The sequence below is a fragment of the Amycolatopsis sp. NPDC104587 genome, assembly GCF_055583645.1.
Genome location: NZ_JBVJNO010000023.1, coordinates 58,979 through 77,389 on the forward strand (window position 1 = coordinate 58,979; position 18,411 = coordinate 77,389).

Genomic DNA, 18,411 nt, shown 5'->3' on the forward strand with positions numbered 1-18,411 from the left:
GAACCGTTCTCCCTTCCCCTCACGCCCAGATAATTTTGGCGTCTCTCCCCCGCCCCCCCCCCCCCCCCCCCCCCCCCGCGGGGGCCCCCCCCGTCCCCCCCGCGGTCAGCGTGAGAAAGCCCGCCAGGATGGCGCTTTTCATGCGCCGATGCCGATCGCGAACACGTGGAGCGCGCCGCCGCTGACGTTGTCCGGCAGCGTCACGCTCGCCACGGTCTTGCCCGCGTCGAGGGTGATCGGGTTGGTGCCGAACACCATCGTGCGGATCTGCTGCGGGTCGCTGCCCGCGGCGTTGCGGTACGGCGTGGACAGCACGATCCGGTTGCCGAACGACGGCTGCGCGCCGCCACCACCGAGGGTCCAGTCGGAGAACCCGATGGTGGCCGTCGACTTGGTGCCGTCGGTGTAGGTCACCGTCAGCGTGCCGGACGCGGTGCCGTTGGACGCCGAGCCGAGCAGCGCCAGCCGTCCCGAACCGCTCACGTTCACCGTCTGGCCGTTGGCGACCGCGTTGTCCGGGTCGCCGGCCGGGAACGACGGCCAGGTGAACTTGATGCCGTCACTGGTCACCGTGCCACCCGGGGTGGCGCCGGCCGCGGCCAGCGCGTTCGCCGAGTAGCTCCAGCCGCCGCCGTCGAAGTTGGCCGCCGACGAGTCGGAGTCCGGCGAGATGCCCGCGTTGTCGACCGTGGCCAGCCAGCTGTTCGGCTGCGCGACCAGCACCGTGAGCACCGCCTGCGTCGAAGCCACGCCCGGCGCCGAGAACGTCACCGGGATGCGGCGGGCGCCGTCGGCCAGCCCGGCCGGGACGGTCACCGTCACGTCGGCGCGCGCCTTGCCGCCCGCCGGGACGGCGATGCTGCCCGACGCCGGGGTCAACGTGACCCCGTCGACACTGCCCGCGGTGTAGGTCCAGGTCCGGGCGGTGCCGGAGAGGTCCTGGACACCGACCGACGCCTTGGACGTCGACCCCGCGGGCGTCACCGCGCGGGCCGGGTCCACAAAGGACAGGCTCGGCTTTTCCTGCTCGCGGAACGACGGCGGCGCGTCGGCCGCCGCGCTGCCCCACGTGGTGGCCGTGGCGGAGCGGGTGTAGTCGAGCGTGCCGCCGCTGGAGATCAGCGCCTCCGGCAGCCACGCCTTCGAAGCCGCGCCGCCGTTGACCTTCAGGCTGCCGACGTAGTCACCGGTGCCCGGCGCGTTGATCGTGATCTTCTTGCCCGCGCCGGTGGTGAGCACGGCGTGCTCGAAACGCGGGGTGACGAGCAGTGTCTCGGCGCGCCCCGGGATCTCCGGGTAGACGCCGAGCGCGGACCAGACGTACCAGGCCGACATCTGGCCGAGGTCGTCGTTGCCGATCAGGCCTTCGGGACGCGGGTTGTACAGCTCGTCCATCGAGCGGTGCACGATCGCCTGGGTCTTGGCCGGGGCGCCCGCGTAGGAGTAGACGTACGGCGCGTTGGAGTTCGGCTCGTTGCCCATGAAGGCGTACGGCTCCTGCGTGCCGGCGTTCAGCTGGGTGAAGAAGGTGTCCAACCGCGACTGCGTCGCGGCCGGCCCGCCGAACGCCGTCACGACGCCGGCGAGGTCGTAGGGCACCATCCACTCGTACTGCGCGCCGTTGCCCTCGACCCAGCCCTGCGAGCTGGCGGGGTCGTAGGTGCCGGCGAACGAGCCGTCCGCGTTGCGCGGCTGCAGGTGGCCGGTGCCCGGGTTGTAGAGGTTCTGCCAGTTCTGCGCGCGCTTCATGAACGTCGTGTACGTCGCGCTGTCACCGAGCCGCTTCGCGAACTCGGCGATGGAGAAGTCGGCGCTGGTGTACTCGAGCGTGTCCGCGCCGGCGCCCGGCACGTACCCGAGCTTCTGGTAGTCCTCGAGGCCCGGCCGCTCGGTGTAACCCTGCGTCGGCTGGGTGGCGCCCTTGATCATGAGCAGCAACGCCTTCTGGGCGTCGAAGTCACGCGCGCCGAACGCGTACGCACTCGAAACGATGATGTGGTACGGGTCGCCGTTCATGACGCCGGTGTAGTCGTTGGCCACCGTCCAGCGGTCCCACGAACCGCCCTGCTCGGCGTAGGCCATCATCGACCGGACGATGTCCGACGTCTCCTTCGGGTCGATCGTCGCCAGGAGCGGGGCTTCCGAGCGGTAGATGTCCCAGCCGGAGAAGTTCGTGTACATCGCGTGGCCCTTGTCGGCCTTGTGGATCCGCCCGTCGAAGCCGGGGTACTGACCGTCCACGTCGGAGAAGACGTTCGGCTGGATCAGCGAGTGGTACAGCGACGTGTAGAACGTCGTCAGGTCGGCGTCCGAGCCGCCGGTGACGGCGATCTTGCCGAGCTGGTCGTTCCACGCCTTGCGCGCCGACGCGGCCACGGTGTCGAACGACTTCTTGGTGTTCTCGGCCTTGAGGTTGGCCTTCGCGCCGTCGACGGACACAAAGGACAGTCCGACCTGGACGTTCACCTGCGCGCCGTTGAGGTTCGCGAAGGTGACGTACCCGCCGCTGCCCGGGCCGGACACGGTGGTGTCCTGCTGCTTGGCCTTGGCCGGGCGCGCGATCGAGGCGTTGACGCCGTTGGGCTGCGCGACCTTCGCCTTGGCGCCACCGGTTTCGGCGGACTTGCCCGGCGTCACGGCGCCGTTCTTCCAGGTGCCGATCGACTCGAACGGCGTGTCGAACTTGGCCGAGAAGTAGACGCGGTAGCTGTTCTGCGCGCCGCAGAAGCGACCACTGGTGGCCCAGCCGCTGATCGTGTCCTTGCCGATGGTGATCGACGCGTCGTCGGTGCCGTTGACCGAGCCGGACGTGTTGACCAGCAGCGTCGAGGACGCGCCGGCCGGGTAGGTCAGCCGCGCGGAGCCGGTGCGCTGGGTCGCGGCCAGCTCGACCTTCGCGCCGCTGTCGAGGGTGACGTCGTAGGCGCCCGCGGTCGCGTGTTCGTTGGCATGCGAGAACTTCGACGTGTAGTGCCCGGGGTCGGTCGCCGGGGAGGTCGAAACCTCACCGACGTACGGGATGAACGGAATGTCCTGATAGGTCGAACAGCCCGCGCCCGAAAGGTGCGTCAGGCTGAACCCGGTCAGGGCGTTGTCGTCGTAGAAGTACCCGCCGGGCTGGGACTTCACGGTGTCCGGGCTCCACTGGACCATGCCGAACGGCGCGACCGCGCCCGGGAACGTGTTGCCGGCGCCGCCCCCGGTGCCGTGGTCGGCACCACCCGGACGGGTGCCCACGAAGGGGTTGACCCACTTCGCGAAGTCCGTCGCCGGGGCCGCCGCGGCGGGGACAGCGGGAGCCACCGCTGCCGTCACCGCCAGTGTCAGGAAGGTTAAACCGGCTCTGAAGCGCGCTCGCGCCATCGCCATCGCCTCTCACCTCATCAGCGCGACCCGAAACGGTGCAATGACAACCTTGTCGCGCAGTCGGTCGAACCGGGTCACCTTGGGCAGCGGCTCACCGGACAGTCAAGTGTCCCGTCAAGACCTGTCCACTTCGGGACAGCGTGATCAGCCGTCTGCCGTACGACGTCGGTAGCCGAATCGGCACAATCCACGCACGAACCGTTGACAACTCACCGGGCGGTGGCGTTCAATCCCGTGCACTATGACAACGTTGTCTCCACCCGGCCGGGACCGGGACGGCAGCACGCGCACCGCGAGCCGCCGGGCCACGATGAGCGATGTGGCGCGGCTGGCGGGCGTGTCGATCAAGACCGTCTCGCGCGTGGTCAACGACGAACCGGCGGTGCACCCGGACACCGCCGAGCGGGTCATGGCGGCCATCGAGCAGCTGGGGTTCCGGCGCAACCTCGGCGCGCGGAACCTGCGTCGCGGGTCGACCACCGGGACCATCGGGCTGATCGTCGAGGACGTCGGCAACCCCTTCTACTCCGAGCTGAACCGCGCGGTCGAGCGGATCGCGACGTCGTTCGGCCGGCAGGTGCTCACCGGCTCGTCCGAGGAGAACTCCGACCGCGAGCGCGAGCTCGTGCTGGAGTTCTGCGCGCGGCGGGTGGACGGCATCCTCGTCGTCCCGGCCGGGCTGCAGCACGGCTACCTGGTGCCGGAGATGCGCGCGGGCACGCCGGTGGTGTTCATCGACCGCCCGGCCGGCGACATCGTGGCCGACACCGTGCTGGTGGACAACCTCGGCGGCACCATCGAAGCCGTCACCCACCTGGCGAAACACGGCCACCGGCGGATCGCCTTCCTCGGGGACAGCCCGGACATCTTCACCGCCGCCGAGCGCCTGCGCGGCTTCCGCGAGGGCTGCGTGCGCAACGGGATCTCCTACGACGAGTCCCTGGTCTCCATGCGCACCCCGACGCCGGACTACATCGGCGACGCGGTGAAGCGGCTGATGCACGGCCCGGACGCGGCCACCGCGGTGATCGCCGGCAACAACCGGGTCGCCGTGCACGTGCTGCGCGCGCTCGCCCACGCCGAGCAGCGCCCGGCGATGGTCGGCTTCGACGACTTCGAGCTGGCCGACCTGCTCGACCCGCCGGTCACCGTCGTCGCGCACGACGTGAGCGCGCTCGGCCACGCCGCGGCCGAGCTGCTCTTCGCGCGCGTCCAAGGAGATCAGTCCCCGCCCAGAAAGGTAGTCCTGCCCGTGCATCTCGTCGCCCGTGGTTCCGGTGAGGTCGCCCCGTGACCCTCGAACCGATCCGCCTCCCGGCCAACCAGCCGCCGCAGTTCTACCGCGGGGGCGACGCCATCGCGGCGCTGCGCGGCGCCTCTTCCGAAAAGAAGTTCGGCCCGGAGGACTGGGTCGCGTCGGTGAGCACCATGTTCGGCCAGGAGACCAACGGCCTGACCCGGCTCCCGGACGGCGCCTGGCTGCGCGACGCCGTGCTCGCGAACCCGAACGCCTGGCTCGGCGCCAAGCACGTCGAGGCGCTCGGGACGTCGACCGGCCTGCTGGTCAAGCTGCTCGACGCGGGCCAGCGGCTGCCCGTGCACTTCCACCCGGACGACGCCTTCGCGAAGCAGCACTTCGACTCGCACTTCGGCAAGACCGAGGCGTGGATCGTGGTCGGCACCTACGGCGACGACCCGCGCGTCTACCCCGGCTTCAAGGAGACGCTGTCGAAGGCGACGGTCTCCGAATGGACGCGGGAGCAGGACGTGCCGTCGATGCTGGGCGCGCTGAACAGCGTCCCGGTGACCGCGGGGGACACGGTCTACATCCCGGCGGGTCTGCCGCACGCGATCGGCGAGGGCGTCTTCGTCGTCGAGCTGCAGCAGCCGACCGACTTCTCCCTCACCATCGAGTGGCGTGACTTCCTCGCGTCGCCGGAGAAGGGCCACCTCGGGATCGGCTTCGACACCGCCATCGAGGCACTCGACACTTCGGGCTGGGACGACGGTCGCCTGGAGACCATCATCAAGCGCACCGCGGGCGACAGCGCGTCCACAGTGGACCTGCTGGCCGGCGGATCGGAGCGGTTCTTCCGAGCCGACCAGCTGCGCACGGACAAGACGACAACGTTGTCACTCGACCCGTCGTTCGCGGTGCTGGTCGTCCTCGACGGCGAGGGTGTCCTGCGCACCGAACACGGCCGTGACCACGCGCTGGCGAAGGGCGACACCTACGTCGTGCCGTTCGACGCCGGCCAGACCGAGCTCGCCGGGACCGCGACGGTGATCCGCTGCCGGCCGCCGGCGCCGGAAGGGAGGCGGGGATGAGCGAAGTCCTGCTGGAAGCGGTCGACCTGGTCAAGCGGTACGGGTCGGTCGAAGCCCTGCGCGGCGCCTCGTTCCAGGCCCGCGCGGGTGAGGTGACGGCGCTGATCGGCGACAACGGCGCCGGCAAGTCCACTTTGGTCAAGTGCCTCTCCGGCGCGGAGCAGCCGACGTCGGGCAAGATCCTGCTGGACGGCGCCGACGCCCACTTCGACTCGCCGACGACGGCGCGGCGCCTGGGCATCGAGACCGTCTACCAGGACCTCGCCGTCGCCCCCGAGCTCGACCCGGCCGCGAACCTGTTCCTCGGCCGCGAGATCCACCGCAAGGGCATCCTCGGCAAGCTCGGCATGCTCGACAAGGCGGAGATGCGGCGCCAGGCCGTCGAGGAGTTCCAGCGCCTCGGCGTGACGCTGCAGAGCACCGACGTCCCGATCGGCTCGCTTTCGGGTGGGCAGCGGCAGAGCGTCGCGGTCGCGCGTTCGGTCGTGTGGGCGTCGAAGGTCGTGTTCATGGACGAGCCGACCGCGGCGCTGGGCGTCGTGCAGCGCGAGCGCGTGCTCGACGTCATCAAGAAGGTGCGCGACAAGGGCATCGCCGTCGTGCTGATCAGCCACAACATGCCCGAGGTGCTCTCGGTCGCCGACCGCGTCGAGGTGCTGCGGCTCGGCAAGCGCGTCGCCCGGTTCACCGGGTCGGACACGAAGCTCGAAGACCTCGTCGCCGCGATGACCGGGGCGCTCGTGCAAGAGGAGGCCGCGTGAGCGCACCCACCAAGGACATCCAGGAAACGCCGGAAGCCGGCTTCGGCAAGCGGCCGCTGGGCAAGCGGCTGGTCGGCGCCAACACGTTCTGGATCGCGCTGGTGCTGCTGGCGCTGATCATCGTCTTCACCGGCATCGCGCCCACCGAGTTCGCCACCCTGTTCACCTTCCAGACGCTGCTCATCGAGACGTCGGTGCTGCTGGTGCTCTCGGTCGGCATGACGTTCGTGATCATCACCTCCGGCATCGACCTGTCCGTCGGCTCGGTGCTGATCTTCGCCGGCATGGTCGCCGGCAAGGTGATGGAGGCGATGTCCGGCGGCAACGCGTCGAACGCCGGCTGGGGTGTGATCACGGTCGGCCTGGTCGCCGCGGTCGTCGCCGGAACGGTGTGGGGCCTGGTCAACGGCTTCCTCATCGCGGTGGCGGGGATCCCGCCGCTGATCGTCACCCTCGGCACGATGGGGGCGGCGCTCGGCGCGGCCTACCTGCTCAACAACGGGTCGGACGTGCGCAGCATCCCGGTCGTGCTCAACCAGACCCTCGGGTACGGCACCTCGTTCGGCGCGGTGCCGAACCTGGTCATCGTCGCCGTCGTCATCACCCTGATCGGCGCGTGGCTGCTCCACACCACGAAGTTCGGCCGGTACACCTTCGCCGTCGGCTCCAACGCCGAAGGCGCGCGGCGCGCGGGCATCGGCGTCACCGCGCACCTGCTGAAGGTGTACACGCTGACGGGTTTCCTGGCCGGGATCGCCGGGTTCCTCTCGCTGGCGTACTACGCGTCGACCACGATCTCGGCGCACACCACCGACAACCTCAACGCCATCGCCGCGGTCGTGATGGGCGGGACGAGCCTCTTCGGCGGCGTCGGCTCGGTGCTGGGCACGGTGATCGGCGTGTTCATCCCGGCGGTGCTGAAGAAGGGTTTCAACATCACCCACGTCCAGGACTTCTGGCAGATGATCGCCGTCGGCGCGGTGCTCATCGCGGCCGTCTGGTTCGACCAGCGGCGCCGCCGCCGTCGCAACTCCCGCTGAGGTTCCCCACGAGTACAAAGAGGTGCTTATGAAGCTGACCAAGACTCTCACCGCCATGGGTGCCGTGGTCTCCGCCGCGGCGCTGCTCACCGCGTGCGGGTCCGGCACGGTCGGGCAGAGCGGGTCCGGCGACAGCCAGGCCAACTCGGCCGGCTCGAAGAAGCTGGCGCTCATCCCGGGTGTGCAGGCCGAGCCGTTCTACATCTCGCTGCAGTGCGGCGCGCAGGCCGAAGCCAAGAAGCTCGGTTACGAGCTGACCACGCAGGCGCCGCAGAAGTTCGACGCGGCGATGCAGACCCAGCTCGTCAACGCCCTCGGCTCCAACCCGCCGGCCGCGCTGCTCATCGCCCCGACCGACGACACCGCGATGCTCGCGCCGATCCAGCAGGTCAAGAACCGCGGCGCGAAGATCGTCGAGGTCGACACGTCGCTGAAGGACACCGGCGTCGCGGCGTCGTCGGTCTCCTCCGACAACGCCGAGGGCGGCAAGCTCGCGGCCCAGACGATGGCCAAGCTCGCGAACGGCAAGAGCGGCTCGGTGCTCGTGCTCGACACGATCGCCGGGACGTCGACGACGGCGGCGCGCGCGAAGGGCTTCGAGGACGAGCTGAAGAACACCCCGAACCTGAAGTCGGTCGGCGTCCAGTTCACCCAGAACGAGCCGGACCAGGCGGCGTCCAAGGTGACGGCGGCCCTGTCGTCCACCCCGGACCTCATCGGCGTCTTCGCGACGAACCTCAACACCGGCGAGGGCGCGGCGACCGGCCTGCGCAACGCGGGCAAGGTCGGCGCGGTGAACCTGATCGGGTTCGACGCCAGCCCGTCGGAGGTCGAAGGCCTCAAGAGCGGCCAGTACCAGGCCCTGATCGCCCAGGACCCGGCCTCGATCGGCACCCAGGGCGTCCAGCAGGCGGTGGCCGCGATCGAGGGCAAGCCGACCACGCGGAACCTCACCGCGCAGCTGCACTCGATCACCAAGGCCGATATGGACGCCAACTCGCAGTACTTCTACAAGCAGAGCTGCTGACTCGTCCGTCAGAGCCCTGTGCGGGGTGTTCACTCCCCCGCACAGGGCTCTGACCAGGGGGTTCACCACTACCGGTCATCGCGGTGGGAGAACCACTCACCGCATGGCCCATTCCCTTGGCCGGCGTTCTCCGCCACACTGATATGCACATGCATCGGCACATGCATCACTCAGGGAGGGTGAGATGAGGTATGGGCGACCAGCCGTGCACCACACCATTTGCGCCGTCGACGTCGAGGGGTACGGCGACCAGCAGCGGACGACACCGGACCGCGTGGCCTTGCGCGAGGGGCTGAACCGCGCGCTCTGCCGGGCCTTCGACGACGCCGGCGTCCCCTGGGCGGACTGCCGGCGGGAAACCTCGGGAGACGGCGTTCTCCTCCTGGCCCCGGCGGAGATCCCGAAGGGACCCTTCGTGGAGTTCCTGCCGAACGCGCTCGCCGTGGCTCTGCACCGGCACAACCGGACCCACGGCGCCGGCGCCCGAATCCGGCTGCGGATGGCGTTGCACGCCGGTGAAGTCGCCTACGACGACCACGGTGTCACGGCGCCGTCGATCAACCACACCTTCCGGCTCCTCGAAGCCGCTCCGCTGAAGGAGGCGCTCCGCGCGACGCGCGGAGTGCTGGCGCTGATCACGTCAGCGTGGTTCTTCGACGAAGTCGTCCGGCACAACGAAGGGCTCGACCCGACGACGTACCGGCCGGTGCCAGTGGCGGTCAAGGAGACTCGCACGACAGGCTGGCTCTCACTGCCGCATTGGCCGTTCCCGGCCGACGCGACCGTGCTGGCCGGATCGACGCCACCCGGCCGGGCGCTCGCCCCGTAGGATCTACTCCCCTGGACACCGTCGCCGAGGGGAGGCCCGATGACCGTGCACCTGCGCCCGGCGTCGCGCGCCGACCCGCTGCCGGTGCTCGCCGCCGCGCGCCGGGTCACCGACGACCTGCGCGACGGCCTGTCCGGCACTCGCGCCCGCCGCGCCGCGCACGGCCTGCGCCGGCTGTTCGGCTTCCCGGGGCTGGGCCTCACCGACCTGTCCGGCTCGCTGCTGTGGTCGGGGCGGCCGGGGCCGGACGCGGTCGTCGCGACGGTGCTCGACGGCGTGCTGCACAGCGAGGAACCCGGCTCCGCGCAGGACGTCCTGGTGCTGCCGCTGCACGTCCACGACGAGCTGGCCGGGGCGATCCTGGTCGTCGGCGACGTCCGCGACTCCGTGGCGGGGCAGGCCGCGGACCTGGTCGTCCAGGCGCTGGAGCGCGGCCGGCTCGAGGCGTCCGCGGAGCAGGCCGCACAGGCCGAACTGCGGGCGCTGCGGGCGGAGATGTCCCCGCACTTCGTCTACAACGCGCTCACGGTCATCGCGTCGCTGGTGCGTTCGGACCCCGACCGCGCCCGCGACCTGATGCTCGACTTCGCCGACTACACGCGTTACAGCCTCGCGCGGCACGGCGAGTACACCGTGGTCGCCGAGGAGTTCCGCGCGATCGAGACGTACCTGGCGCTGCAGCGCGCGGTGCTCGGCGAGCGGCTGCGCGTCCAGGTGCGGGTGGCGCCGGAGATCCTCGCCGTCGCGGTGCCGTACCTGGTGCTGGAGCCGTTGGTGGAGAACGCGATCCGGCACGGCATCGAACCGCGCTCGGGCACCGGGTTCGTCCAGGTGCACGGCCAGGCGGAAGGGAACGACTGCGTGATCTTCGTCGAAGACGACGGCGTCGGCATGGACCCGAAGCGCGCGGCGGACATCCTCGCCGGCCGCACCGGCGACGACGACCCGGCCGGGCTCGGTCTGGCCAATGTGGACAGACGACTGCGGGACGTCTACGGCGCCTGGTACGGCCTGACCGTGGAGACCGAGGTCGGCGCGGGCACCCGGGTGGTCGTGCGGGTGCCGCGGTTCCAGCCGGGGGTGCTGCCGTGACGTCGCTTCGGGTACTGGCCGTCGACGACCTGCCGCCGGCGTTGGACGAGCTGTGCACGATGCTGCGCGAAGCGCCCGAAGTCGGCGAAGTCGTCGGCGCGAGTGACGCGCTGAAGGCGTTGAGGCTGCTTCAGGCGGACAGGTTCGACGCGGTGTTCCTCGACATCTCGATGCCGGGCCTCGACGGGCTCGAGCTGGCGGGCTTGCTGGCGAAGCTGAGCGAGCCGCCGGTGATCGTGTTCGTCACGGCCCACGACGGCCACGCGGTGACGGCGTACGGCATCGGCGCGGTCGACTACCTGCTCAAGCCGGTCCGCGCGGAACGGCTGTCGGCGGCGCTGGCGAAGGTCACGCGCAACGCGACGCCGTCGTCGCGGTCCACGCCGGACGCGATGGCCGCGCTCCCGGTGGAGTCCGGCGGGCGCACGCGGTACGTCCGCCGCGACGACGTGCTGTTCGTGGAGGCCCACGGCGACTACGTCCGGCTGCACACGCGGGGTGGCGTCCATCTGGTCCGGATGCCGATCTCGCGGCTCGAGGAGTACTGGGAGGGCACGGGGTTCAGCCGGGTGCACCGCGGGTTCTTGCTGGCGGTCGCGGCGGTGCTGGAGCTGCGGAGCGACAGCGCGGGCGGCCTGCTGGCGCACACCGAAGCGGGAGATGTTCCGGTGAGCCGCCGTCACGCGCGGGACCTGCGGGACCGGTTGCTGGAGGCGGCTCAGCGCGGGCAGCTCGGGCCGGGCGCCCGATGAGCCGCCGGTCCGCCTGCTCCCGGCCGAGCGCGGGCCGCCCTTGGCCGGGCTCACGATGAGCAAGATCCGCCGGGTCGCCGTCACGAGCCCGCAGACCCGGCTCGCCCACGCCCGGCGCCGTTCCCGGCACCGCTGGCGCCAACCGCGCCTCCCCGTCGGCGACACCCAGCGCGCCACCACCCTCTACCGCGCGCAACGCCGCCGGGGCATTCCCGCGCTCGTCCTCATGTTCGCCCTCCTCCTCGGCCTGCCCGGCGTCTTCGCGATCTTCCCCGGCCTGGACACCCTGCGGCTGCTGGGAATCCCCGTCTCCTGGCTGATGATCGCCGTCCTGCCCTACCCCGCGATGGCCCTCCTCGCCCGCTGGCAGCTGCGCCGAGCCGAGCGCCTCGAGGACGACGACTAGTGGGCGTCGCACTCGCGGTCGCGCCGGTCGTGCTCGTGACGCTGCTCATCGGCGTCCGCGGGGTCGCCGCCATGCGCACGACGTCGGACTTCCTCGTCGCCTCGCGCCGGATCTCGCCGCTCGTCAACTCCGCCGCCGTCTCCGGCGAATACCTTTCCGCCGCCTCCTTCCTCGGGGTCGCCGGGCTCGTGGTCAAAGACGGCATCGGCGCGCTCTGGTACCCGGTCGGCTTCACCGCCGGGTACATCGCGATGCTCGTCCTCGTCGCCGCCCCGATGCGGCGCTCCGGCGCGCTGACCGTCCCCGACTTCGCCGAAGCCCGCCTCAACTCCCCCGCGCTGCGCCGCCTGGCCGCGGTGGTCGTCCTGGTGATCGGCACCATCTACGTCGTCCCGCAGTTCCGCACCGCCGGGCTCGTGCTCACCGCGGTCGGCGGCACGCCGTACTGGGTCGGTGTCGTGCTGGCCGGCGCCGCGGTCAGCATCACCCTCGCGCTCGGCGGGATGCGCGCGGCGACCTACGTGCAGGCGTTCCAGTTCGTGCTGAAGCTCCTGCTCTTCCTGATCCCCGCGATCTGGCTCGTGCTGCAGGCCGGCGCGGTCAACCGCACCGACGCCCTCAACCCCGTCGAGTTCACCCACTTCGCCCGCGAGACGCCGGTGAAGTTCGAAGTCGACGTCACCATGGAGATCCGCGAGCCGACCACCGTCCGCCGCAACGGCGTCGCGGAAACCCTGCCGCCAGGCGAGTTCACCGCGCACAGCCAGGACGAAGTCGTGTTCGGCGCGGGCGCGGCCGTCCCGGCGGTCCGCGGCGGCGCGCCGCTGGGCGGGCACGACTGGCAGCGCCCGCTGCTCGACCTCGGCGACCAGGGGTACCCGCTGCTCGGGACGTGGGCGGTGCTGATCGCGACCATGCTCGGCACGATGGGCCTGCCGCACGTCCTCATGCGCTTCCACACCAGCCCGGACGGCCGCGCCGCCCGCCGCACGGCCGCGATCACCGTGGCCCTGCTGGGGATCTTCTACCTCTTCCCCGGCGTCTACGGCGTGCTCGGCCGGGTGCTCGTGCCCGGGCTGTACCTCTCCGGCGCGACCGACACCGTGGTCGTCGCGCTGCCGTACCAAGTGGACAGTGGCTGGGCCGGCGGCCTCTTCACGGCGTTGCTCACCGCGGGCGCGTTCGCCGCGTTCCTGGCGACGTCGCTCGGCCTGCTGCTGGTGATGTCCGGCGCGATCGCGCACGACCTCGTCCCCGGCGGGCTGCGGCGGCTGCGGATCGCGGTGTTCGGCGTCGCCGGGGTCATGGTGCTGCTGGCGCTGCGCTCGGCCGAGCTCGACGCCGGGGTGCTCGTCACGTGGGGCTTCACCGTGGCCGCGTCGACGTTCTGCCCGCTGCTCGTGCTCGGCATCTGGTGGCCGCGGCTGACCGCGGCCGGCGGGATCGCCGGGGTGCTGGCGGGGCTCGTCGCGTCGTCCGGCTCGATCTTGTTCGCGCTCGCCGGGCCGCCGCTGCGCGGCTGGGTGGCGATCTTGGTGCAGCAACCGGCACCCTGGTCGGTGCCGCTGGCGTTCGGCGTAATGGCGCTGGTCTCCCTGCGGGGCCGGCCGCCCGCGTGGTCGACGGCGGCGATGTTGCGGCTGCATCTCGACGAACCCCGTTCGACGAGACCGCGCGACCGTTCGTCAACCGTTCGTCGTCTGGCCCGGCTGTTGAGCCGCTGAATCTTCACGCGAGACTCACACGTCCCTACGGTGTCGCACGTCACTTTCCGCAACGTCGCAGGGAGCAGCGATGAGCACGACGGACACCGGCGGCGGGCCCCCGGACACGTCAGAGACCATCTGGGAACGCGCCCACGAAAGCACCGAATTCCGTGAGCTGCGCAGCCGCCTGCGCCGGTTCGTCTTCCCGATGACGGCGCTGTTCCTGGTCTGGTACCTGCTGTACGTGCTCCTCGCCGACTACGCGCACGGCTTCATGAGCACGAAGGTCTTCGGCAACATCAACATCGGCCTGATCTTCGGCCTGCTGCAGTTCGTCTCGACGTTCGTCATCACCGGCCTCTACGTCCGGTACGCCAACCGGAAGCTCGACCCGGTCGCGGAGAAGATCCGTGAGGACATCGAGAAGGAGCAGGCATGAAAACTCTCGCCGCGGGGGTGGAAGGCAGCAGCCCGCTCCTCAACATCCTGATCTTCGCCGCGTTCGTGGTCATCACGCTGGTGATCGTGTTCCGGGCCAGCCGCAACACGAAGACGGCGTCGGACTACTACGCCGCCGGCCGCGCCTTCACCGGTCCCCAGAACGGCATCGCCATCTCGGGTGACTACCTGTCGGCGGCGTCGTTCCTCGGCATCGCGGGCGCGATCGCCATCAACGGTTACGACGGCTTCCTCTACTCCATCGGCTTCCTGGTCGCGTGGCTCGTCGCGCTGCTGCTGGTCGCGGAACTGCTGCGCAACACCGGCAAGTTCACGATGGGCGACGTGCTGGCGTTCCGCATGAAGCAGCGCCCGGTGCGGGCCGCGGCCGCGACGTCGACGCTGGCCGTGTCGTTCTTCTACCTGCTCGCTCAGATGGCGGGCGCGGGTGGCCTGGTGGCGCTGCTGCTCGGTGTCGAAGGCGGTGGCGCGCAGGCCGTCGTGATCGCCGTGGTCGGCGTGATCATGATCGCCTACGTGCTGATCGGCGGTATGAAGGGCACCACCTGGGTGCAGATCATCAAGGCCGCGCTGCTGATCGTCGGCGCGCTCGTGATCACCCTGTGGGTGCTCGGCAAGTACAACTTCAACTTCTCCAGCCTGCTGCAGGCCGCCGTCGACAAGGCGGGCAAGGCCGGCGAGACGCTGCTCGGCCCGGGCAAGCAGTACGGCGCCACCGGAACGTCCAAACTGGACTTCTTCTCCCTCGGCATCGCCCTGGTGCTCGGCACCGCGGGCCTGCCGCACGTCCTGATGCGCTTCTACACCGTGCCGACCGCTCGCGACGCGCGTCGCTCGGTGGTCTGGGCGATCGTGCTGATCGGCGTGTTCTACCTGTTCACGCTGGTGCTGGGCTACGGCGCCGGTGCGCTGGTCGGGCCGGACACGATCAAGAAGGCACCCGGTGGGGTCAACTCCGCCGCGCCGCTGCTCGCGCTCGAACTGGGCGGGCCGGTGCTGCTGGGCCTGATCTCCGCGGTCGCGTTCGCCACGATCCTCGCGGTGGTCGCCGGCCTGACGATCACGGCGTCGGCGTCGTTCGCGCACGACGTCTACGCGAACGTCGTCAAGCGGGGCAAGACGTCGCCGGACGCGGAGGTCAAGGTCGCCCGGATCACGGCGGTGGTGATCGGCGCGCTCGCCATCGGCGGCGGCATCCTGGCCAACGGGCAGAACGTCGCGTTCCTCGTGGCGCTCGCGTTCGCGGTGGCGGCGTCGGCGAACCTGCCGACGATCCTCTACTCGCTGTTCTGGAAGCGGTTCAACACCCAGGGCGCGCTGTGGTCGATCTACGGCGGCCTGGCCATCACGGTCGTGTTGATCGTCTTCTCGCCGGCGGTGTCCGGCAAGAGCACCTCGATGATCAAGACCGCGGACTTCGCCTGGTTCCCGCTGAGCAACCCCGGCATCGTCTCGATCCCGGCCGCGTTCATCCTGGGCTGGCTGGGCACGGTCCTGTCCAAGGAGCACAACGAGAAGAAGTACGCCGAGATGGAGGTCCGCTCCCTCACCGGCGCGGGCGCCGAGAAGGCCGTCGCGCACTAGCGACACAGAGACACCGAAGGCCGTCGCGGGTCACCCTCGCGGCGGCCTTCGGCCATCTCCTGGTCAGTACGGCAGCTTGCCTTCGGCGATCCCCGAGAGCGTGGCTTCGAACTGCTTGCGCGCGTACTGCCACAGCCCGCCGCCCAGCGAGATCCGCGCGACGCCCAGCTCGGCGAGCCCGGCGAGGCTGGTCCCGGGCCGCGCGGCCACGTTGACCGCGCCGCCGACCCCCTGGACGAACTCCGCGAGCAGGTCGGGCGCGCCCAGGTGGATCGGGTAGACGCAGTCGGCGCCCGCGTCGAGGTAGGCCTTCGCCCGCTCGACGCCGCCGGCCAGCGCTTCCTTGGCGTCGACCCCGCGGAAGGAGTCGACGCGGGCGTTGACCACCAAGGCGTCCCCCGCCGCCTCGCGCAGGGCCGCGATCCGGTCCGCCTGCTCGGCGACCGGCCGCACGTCCCCGGTGGTGTGGTCGGTGTCCTCGAAGTTGCAGCCGACGGCGCCGGCCTCCAGCAGCCGGGCCGCCAGGTCGGCGCCGGACAGGCCGTAACCCGCCTCGGCGTCGACGGTCACCGGGACGCCCACCGCGTGGGCGATCCGCGCGGCGGCCGCGAACATCTCGTCGGCGGGCGCCTGCTCACCGTCGGGGAACCCGAGCGCGGCGGCCACGGCGACCGAGCTGGTCGCCACGGCCGGGAAGCCGGCGGCCTCGACGAGCTTCGCGGTGTCGGCGTCCCACGCATTCGGCAACACCAGCGGCCGGCCCGGGACGTGCAGCGCCTTGAGCGCGGCGGCGCTCACGCGTCCCGCTTCGGGAGCGGGCTGTGGCTGGTCACGGCCATGCGGTTCCAGCTGTTGATCGCGATGACCTCCCACGCGACCGCGCGGTACTGGTCCTCGGTGAGCACCTTCGTGGCCTGCTCGTAGACCTCGTCCGGCACGCTCTGGGTCGCCGACAGCCTGGTCATCGCCTCGGTGAGGACGAGGGCGGCCTCTTCCTCTTCAGTGAACAGGTCGGTCTCGCGCCAGCCGTCGAGCACGAACAGCCGGCGGGCCGACTCGCCCATTTCGAGGGCGTCGCGGCTGTGCATGTCGAGGCAGTACGCGCAGCCGTTGAGCTGGGAGGCCCGCATCTTCACCAGTTCGAGCAGCTTCGGGTCGACGCCCGCGTTCTCCGCGGCCTTGTTCACCTCGGCCTGCAGGTTCGCCATCGCCTGGTAGATCCCGGGCGCGCGCCCGAGTCCGATTCGCTTCGTCATGGCATCCACGCTAGCCCGAACTGGTCCACAGGTATGGTCCAGTCACATGACGGAATCGTGGTCCAGTTCCGGGCTCGACGTCCACCTCGACTGGCAGCCCTCGACCGGCCGGAGCGGCCTGGCGGCGGCGATCCGCGCGGCCATCCGCGAGGGCCGGTGGCAGCCGGACGCGGCGGTGCCTTCGACGCGTTCCCTGGCCCATGACCTGGGCGTCGCCCGCGGCACGGTCACCCGCGTGTACGCCGACCTGGCCGCCGAGGGGTACCTGCGCACCGCCCAGGGCGCGCCGACGCGGGTGGCGACCGCGGGTTCCCTCCCGCAGTCCGCGCCGCGGCCGGCGCCCCGCGAACCGGCGCCGCGCTGGGACCTGCGCCCGGGCCGTCCGGACCTGACGGCGTTTCCCCGCCAGGCGTGGATCACCGCGACGCGGCGCGCCCTGCTGCGCACCCCGGCGGCGGCGTTCGGCTACGAGTCGGAACTGGGCGCGCCGGAGCTGCGTGACGCGCTCGCCGGCTACCTCGCCCGGGCGCGCGGGGTGGTCGCCGACCCGGCGCGGATCGTGGTGTGCCACGGGTTCTCGCACGCCGTCGCGGTCCTCGGCCGGGCGTTGCACGGTCTGGGCGTCGGCGAAATGGCGTTCGAGAACCCTTCGCTGCGGTTCTACCGTTCGATCGCGGCGGCCCAGGGCCAGCGGATCGTCGGGGTGGACGTCGACGAGCACGGGATCGACGTGTCCGCTTTGGACAGTCCGGCGGTGGTCGTGACGGCGGCGCACCAGTACCCGACGGGCGTCACCCTGGCCCCACCCCGCCGGGCGGCGCTGGCGCGCTGGGCCGGCGATTCGGGCGCGTACGTGCTGGAGGACGACTACGACGGCGAGTTCCGCTTCGACCACCAGCAGGTCGGGGCGCTGCAGGCGCTGGCGCCGGAACGGGTCATTTACGCGGGAACGGCCAGCAAGACGCTGGCCCCGGCCCTGCGGCTGGCGTGGCTGGTGCTGCCGCGGTCGCTGGTGGAGCCGGTCCGCGCGGCGATGGCCGACAGCGGCTCACGCCCGGCGGTGCTGAGCCAGCTGGCGCTGGCCGAGCTGATCGGCTCTGGTGCGTACGACCAGCACATCCGCCGCAGCCGAGCCGAGTACCGCGCCCGCCGCGCCAGGCTGCTGTCGGCCCTCCCGGACACGGTCCGCCCCCAGGGCATCGCGGCCGGCCTGCACCTGCTGCTGGTCCTGCCCCCGGACGGCCCCTCGGAGGCAACGGCCCTGGCGGCCTGCCGCCGCCGCGCGATCGGCATCGAGGGCCTGACGGACTACTGGATGGACCCGCACCGCCCAGGCGGCCTAATCGTGGGCTACGCGGCTACGCCGAAGCACGCCTTCGCCGGCGCAACCCAAACGCTGATAGAGGCCCTCCGGGAAATAACCACCTAACCCCTCACCTCCCCTCCTTTTCCCCTCCCGCACTCCGGCCCTCACCACCGCGAGTCCCGCCCCCAACCACGCAAGTCCCGCCCCAACCACGCAAGTCCCGCCCCCAACCACGCGAATCCCGCCCCACAACGCAAGTACCAGCGACGCGAGCTCCGCCTTCAATCACGCGAGTCCCGGCCCCAATCACGCGAGTTCCGGTCCTAACCACGCGAGTTCCGCGTTCAGACACGCGAGTCCCGGCCCAAAAGACGCGTGTCGTCCCACCCAGGTACGCGTGCCGTCCCCCAGGCACGCGAGTCGTCCGCCTGGGTCCAAGAACCGACCCTCAGGCACGCGAGCCGACATTCCATGCGCGCGAGTCGACCTTCCAATCACG

General features: G+C 71.0%; 16 protein-coding genes. 13 read left to right on the forward strand and 3 right to left on the reverse strand.

The genetic code is table 11. The annotated features are described in order from the left end of the window. Nucleotides 1-138: 138 nt before the first annotated feature. Nucleotides 139-3,369 (reverse strand): GH92 family glycosyl hydrolase, encoded by a 3,231-nt coding sequence (locus tag ACZ61C_RS45215; RefSeq protein ID WP_465314151.1) that lies wholly within the window; start codon nt 3,367-3,369, stop codon nt 139-141. Between the two features lie 307 nt (nt 3,370-3,676). Between ACZ61C_RS45215 and ACZ61C_RS45220 the strand changes: the two genes are divergently transcribed. The 12 genes from ACZ61C_RS45220 to ACZ61C_RS45275 all read left to right on the forward strand — a co-directional run bounded on the left by ACZ61C_RS45220 (nt 3,677) and on the right by ACZ61C_RS45275 (nt 15,350). Further along, the gene (locus tag ACZ61C_RS45220; protein WP_465314214.1) at nt 3,677-4,660 is read left to right on the forward strand and encodes a LacI family DNA-binding transcriptional regulator; all 984 of its coding nucleotides are present in this window, start codon (nt 3,677-3,679) and stop codon (nt 4,658-4,660) included. Further along, nucleotides 4,657-5,694: a class I mannose-6-phosphate isomerase gene (locus ACZ61C_RS45225; protein ID WP_465314152.1), complete on the forward strand. Its 1,038-nt coding sequence runs from the start codon at nt 4,657-4,659 to the stop codon at nt 5,692-5,694. Before ACZ61C_RS45220 ends, ACZ61C_RS45225 begins: the two co-directional genes overlap by 4 nt. Further along, a complete protein-coding gene (locus tag ACZ61C_RS45230; RefSeq protein WP_465314153.1) occupies nt 5,691-6,455 on the forward strand; it encodes an ATP-binding cassette domain-containing protein in 765 nt (254 codons plus the stop codon). Before ACZ61C_RS45225 ends, ACZ61C_RS45230 begins: the two co-directional genes overlap by 4 nt. Then, on the forward strand, nt 6,452-7,495 hold the full coding sequence (locus tag ACZ61C_RS45235) for an ABC transporter permease (protein ID WP_465314154.1): 1,044 nt from the start codon (nt 6,452-6,454) through the stop codon (nt 7,493-7,495). The genes ACZ61C_RS45230 and ACZ61C_RS45235 overlap by 4 nt, the downstream gene beginning before the upstream one ends. 28 nt (nt 7,496-7,523) lie before the next feature. After that, on the forward strand, nt 7,524-8,522 hold the full coding sequence (locus ACZ61C_RS45240) for an ABC transporter substrate-binding protein (protein WP_465314155.1): 999 nt from the start codon (nt 7,524-7,526) through the stop codon (nt 8,520-8,522). Nucleotides 8,523-8,727: 205 nt separating this feature from the next. Next, nucleotides 8,728-9,351: a hypothetical protein gene (locus ACZ61C_RS45245; RefSeq protein WP_465314156.1), complete on the forward strand. Its 624-nt coding sequence runs from the start codon at nt 8,728-8,730 to the stop codon at nt 9,349-9,351. Between the two features lie 39 nt (nt 9,352-9,390). After that, the gene (locus tag ACZ61C_RS45250; protein WP_465314157.1) at nt 9,391-10,443 is read left to right on the forward strand and encodes a sensor histidine kinase; all 1,053 of its coding nucleotides are present in this window, start codon (nt 9,391-9,393) and stop codon (nt 10,441-10,443) included. Next, nucleotides 10,440-11,195: a LytR/AlgR family response regulator transcription factor gene (locus tag ACZ61C_RS45255; protein ID WP_465314158.1), complete on the forward strand. Its 756-nt coding sequence runs from the start codon at nt 10,440-10,442 to the stop codon at nt 11,193-11,195. Before ACZ61C_RS45250 ends, ACZ61C_RS45255 begins: the two co-directional genes overlap by 4 nt. 55 nt (nt 11,196-11,250) lie before the next feature. Further along, on the forward strand, nt 11,251-11,601 hold the full coding sequence (locus ACZ61C_RS45260) for a hypothetical protein (protein ID WP_465314159.1): 351 nt from the start codon (nt 11,251-11,253) through the stop codon (nt 11,599-11,601). After that, nucleotides 11,601-13,325, forward strand: coding sequence for a sodium/solute symporter (locus ACZ61C_RS45265; protein WP_465314160.1), 1,725 nt, complete (start codon nt 11,601-11,603; stop codon nt 13,323-13,325). The genes ACZ61C_RS45260 and ACZ61C_RS45265 overlap by 1 nt, the downstream gene beginning before the upstream one ends. Before the next feature lie 70 nt (nt 13,326-13,395). Next, the gene (locus ACZ61C_RS45270) at nt 13,396-13,746 is read left to right on the forward strand and encodes a DUF485 domain-containing protein (RefSeq protein ID WP_465314161.1); all 351 of its coding nucleotides are present in this window, start codon (nt 13,396-13,398) and stop codon (nt 13,744-13,746) included. After that, nucleotides 13,743-15,350, forward strand: coding sequence for a solute symporter family protein (locus ACZ61C_RS45275; protein WP_465314162.1), 1,608 nt, complete (start codon nt 13,743-13,745; stop codon nt 15,348-15,350). Before ACZ61C_RS45270 ends, ACZ61C_RS45275 begins: the two co-directional genes overlap by 4 nt. 63 nt (nt 15,351-15,413) lie before the next feature. Here ACZ61C_RS45275 and ACZ61C_RS45280 read toward each other — a convergent pair whose 3' ends face one another. Both ACZ61C_RS45280 and ACZ61C_RS45285 read right to left on the reverse strand, forming a co-directional pair. Beyond that, complete coding sequence (locus ACZ61C_RS45280; RefSeq protein ID WP_465314163.1) at nt 15,414-16,148, reverse strand: isocitrate lyase/PEP mutase family protein; 735 nt, start codon at nt 16,146-16,148, stop codon at nt 15,414-15,416. Then, entirely contained in the window at nt 16,145-16,606 is a 462-nt protein-coding gene (locus ACZ61C_RS45285) for a carboxymuconolactone decarboxylase family protein (protein ID WP_465314164.1), read from the reverse strand. Before ACZ61C_RS45285 ends, ACZ61C_RS45280 begins: the two co-directional genes overlap by 4 nt. Before the next feature lie 46 nt (nt 16,607-16,652). On the opposite strand from ACZ61C_RS45285, the gene pdxR reads away from it, so the two are divergent. Further along, nucleotides 16,653-18,035: a MocR-like pyridoxine biosynthesis transcription factor PdxR gene (gene pdxR / locus ACZ61C_RS45290; RefSeq protein ID WP_465314165.1), complete on the forward strand. Its 1,383-nt coding sequence runs from the start codon at nt 16,653-16,655 to the stop codon at nt 18,033-18,035. The last annotated feature ends 376 nt before the right edge of the window (nt 18,036-18,411 follow it).

Bases quoted from the DNA above. Each gene is read 5' to 3' on its own strand.
- ACZ61C_RS45260 (WP_465314159.1), top strand. From the start codon at position 11,251: ATGAGCAAGATCCGCCGGGTCGCCGTCACGAGCCCGCAGACCCGGCTC.
- ACZ61C_RS45230 (WP_465314153.1), top strand. From the start codon at position 5,691: ATGAGCGAAGTCCTGCTGGAAGCGGTCGACCTGGTCAAGCGGTACGGG.
- ACZ61C_RS45275 (WP_465314162.1), top strand. From the start codon at position 13,743: ATGAAAACTCTCGCCGCGGGGGTGGAAGGCAGCAGCCCGCTCCTCAAC.
- ACZ61C_RS45250 (WP_465314157.1), top strand. From the start codon at position 9,391: ATGACCGTGCACCTGCGCCCGGCGTCGCGCGCCGACCCGCTGCCGGTG.
- ACZ61C_RS45285 (WP_465314164.1), bottom strand. From the start codon at position 16,606: ATGACGAAGCGAATCGGACTCGGGCGCGCGCCCGGGATCTACCAGGCG.
- ACZ61C_RS45215 (WP_465314151.1), bottom strand. From the start codon at position 3,369: ATGGCGATGGCGCGAGCGCGCTTCAGAGCCGGTTTAACCTTCCTGACA.
- ACZ61C_RS45240 (WP_465314155.1), top strand. From the start codon at position 7,524: ATGAAGCTGACCAAGACTCTCACCGCCATGGGTGCCGTGGTCTCCGCC.
- pdxR (WP_465314165.1), top strand. From the start codon at position 16,653: ATGACGGAATCGTGGTCCAGTTCCGGGCTCGACGTCCACCTCGACTGG.
- ACZ61C_RS45220 (WP_465314214.1), top strand. From the start codon at position 3,677: ATGAGCGATGTGGCGCGGCTGGCGGGCGTGTCGATCAAGACCGTCTCG.
- ACZ61C_RS45270 (WP_465314161.1), top strand. From the start codon at position 13,396: ATGAGCACGACGGACACCGGCGGCGGGCCCCCGGACACGTCAGAGACC.